The sequence below is a fragment of the Bacteroidota bacterium genome (assembly GCA_018831055.1).
Taxonomy (GTDB): Bacteria; Bacteroidota; Bacteroidia; order Bacteroidales; family B18-G4; genus M55B132.
In genome coordinates this window covers 1-2,098 of sequence record JAHJRE010000239.1, presented here as the reverse complement: position 1 = coordinate 2,098, position 2,098 = coordinate 1, and the positions used below count along the sequence as shown (strand labels likewise).

The 2,098-nt window shown below is 44.8% G+C and carries 3 protein-coding genes; all 3 read left to right on the top strand.

Annotation, left to right across the window (positions count from 1 at the left end; translation table 11 throughout):
- The first annotated feature begins 125 nt into the window (after window positions 1-125).
- Window positions 126-1,232 (top strand): TRAP transporter substrate-binding protein DctP, encoded by a 1,107-nt coding sequence (dctP, locus tag KKA81_15970; GenBank protein ID MBU2652426.1) that lies wholly within the window; start codon window positions 126-128, stop codon window positions 1,230-1,232.
- Between the two features lie 183 nt (window positions 1,233-1,415).
- Complete coding sequence (locus KKA81_15965; GenBank protein MBU2652425.1) at window positions 1,416-1,874, top strand: TRAP transporter small permease; 459 nt, start codon at window positions 1,416-1,418, stop codon at window positions 1,872-1,874.
- A partial coding sequence (locus KKA81_15960; protein ID MBU2652424.1) for a C4-dicarboxylate ABC transporter permease occupies window positions 1,871-2,098 on the top strand: 228 nt, incomplete at its 3' end. The genes KKA81_15965 and KKA81_15960, both read left to right, overlap by 4 nt.

Below are 2,098 nucleotides of genomic sequence, written 5' to 3'. Positions count from 1 at the left end.
CCGCCCACCGCCCAGCGCATCATGATCGGTCGCCAGGCAGGGCTGGAAAACAAGATAGAAGGCGTTAAACGCATGCTCAAGAGTCACTCAAGGAAGGGAGAGGAAAAGTGTTAAAAAATTATTTCGTGAGGGTTTCATTGGCGCTTTTGATGCCGGCCATTTTTCTGGTCACGATGACGCCAAGCGTTGGGGCAGCCGCAGAACGCAAAGTAATTACACTTCGCTGTGGGGCAGGGCAACCCTATGCTCAAGGGTTTCAGTTTATCATGAGCCTTGAAGACTACTTCTGCCGCGAGTTGGAAAAGAGAGTTTTAGAAAAAACAAAAAATTATCAGGTGAAGTGTAAGGGATACTACGGAGGTTCGGTCGCGAAGCTAGGCGAGGTTCTCGAAAGCATCGAGGCCGGAATGCTTGACATGGGAATGGTCACAAATTGTTTTGAGTTATCTAAACTCGGGCTGACCAACTTTACGCTGTGGATACCTTTTACTACGGATGACCCGGCTAAAGTTATAAGAGCCACCATGAAAACGTTCGGTCATTTTCCCTACTTTGATAAATTATTCGCCCGATATAACCAGCGGCGGATTGGTAATGGCTTTTGGAGTCAGACCAGCTATCAGCTCATAACGGATTTTCCACTAAGAACTTTGGAAGATCTAAAAGGTAAAAAGATAGCAAACGGTAACCCGACTCTCAAATGGCTTAAAGCTTGGGGTTGCACGAGCGTCAAGCTCCCATATCCTGAAGCATATAACTCCATAAGTACAGGAGTTATTGATGGATATTCGATGCCCGCGAATATTGCTATGTCGCTGAAAATATATGAAGTTGCTCCTTATTTTACAAAAGTTGATTCTGGAGCAAATATTGTTGGAATTCTGACTATGAATACGAACACTTGGAATAGATTGCCTAAGGAAGTACAGAAAATTGTGGAGGAAGTCGCCACGGATTGGAGCTGGGACGTCTACAAGCGGAATAAGGCTCAGAATAAGAAAGCCCTCGAGATAATGAAGAAATATGGCACCAAGATTTACACTCTTCCCGAGGAAGAGAGGAGGCGCTGGGCAAAGGTTCTAAGCGAAAAAAGGATTGCAGCGGAAGAGGTTGCTAGCTGTTCGGCGCCCGATTCTCTGGCAAATAAAGTTGCGCATTACTATGTAAAAACCCTGCAGAAAGATGAGGGCGTGAAGTTCTTGGTTCCGCCAAACCTTGATCCACTTAAGTAATTGTAGTTGATTACGCGGAGGATTTAGTACCAGCCTTATTGATCAACCTAATGCAAGAGCAACCCTGAATGCATCAAGCATAAGTGCAAGAGTGAAAGGGTTGCAGTAAAGGCAGTATGTTTCATGCGCCAGATCTGTTCAGCGATAAGAAAGGTGTATGATAAGTTCGTTTTCGGTTGCAACATGATCGCGGTAGGCGTTATCTTTTTGCTTGCCATGTGGATTACCGCTGATGTCGTTGGGCGGTATTTTTTCAATCATCCAATAGCAGGCACAACAGAGCTTGTGCAGACGGGCCTCTGTGCCGTTGTATTTCTGAGTGTTGCCTACACAATGCAAAAAGGGCGTCATATAAAGACTACGGTAATTGTTGACCATCTGCCTCCATCTTTAAGCAGTTATTTGGGCATAGCAAACTGTTTAATACAGATTGCTATCTTTGCTTTGTTGTGCTTCTTTTCGTGGAAAGCCGCTTGGGTTTCGTGGCTAGTCAATGAGTTTGATGGTGAGCAAATACGAATCCCTGTTTTTCCTTCTCGATTTGCCATCGTTGTAGGCAGTGCCTTGCTTGTGATTCAGTCAATTATTGAATTTATTGGGCAGATAGGCAATGTAATCGGCTATCATAAGGGGCAAAAATGAGTTCAGTTGGCATCGCATTATTAATGCTAGGGCTGGTACTTTTCCTAATTTTTATGGGAGCCCGCATTGCGGTTGCTCTGTTGGCAGTTAGTGTTTTGGGATCCTGGCTAATCACGGGAGATTTTTTTGCCGCTGCAGCAGGTATCCTCGGCATGGGGCCATTTTACGTAACCTTTAATTATTCGCTGGCAGTAATACCACTATTCTTGTTGATGGGCATTTTT

Coding starts and splice junctions, on each gene's coding strand:
- KKA81_15965 (MBU2652425.1), top strand. CDS start 1,416: ATGATCGCGGTAGGCGTTATCTTTTTGCTTGCCATGTGGATTACCGCT.